At 61.4% G+C, this 267-nt stretch carries 1 protein-coding gene; it reads left to right on the plus strand.

Annotation, left to right across the window (positions count from 1 at the left end; genetic code table 11):
• Positions 1-267 (plus strand): LysR family transcriptional regulator (locus tag ACODJP_RS14110; RefSeq protein ID WP_422482578.1); only part of this gene is annotated, 267 nt, incomplete at both ends.

Genomic DNA, 267 nt, shown 5'->3' on the forward strand with positions numbered 1-267 from the left:
ATTAAATCTGAGCCAGCCAGCACTCTCGAAAACGCTTAACGAGCTAGAACAGCTGACCGGTACCCGGCTGTTCGAGCGGGGTCGTCTTGGGGCGCAGCTAACCCTGGTCGGCGAACAGTTTCTGACGCATGCCGTTAAGGTGCTTGACGCCCTTAATTCGGCCGGCCAGGCGCTGAACCGCAAAGAGGGCCTGAATAACGACATCGTGCGCATCGGCGCGCTGCCCACCGCCGCGCTGGGGATCCTGCCGACGGTGATCGGCCAGTT

Source organism: Pleomorphochaeta sp. DL1XJH-081, from assembly GCF_049310885.1.
GTDB lineage: Bacteria > Spirochaetota > Spirochaetia > Sphaerochaetales > Sphaerochaetaceae > CAYZJV01.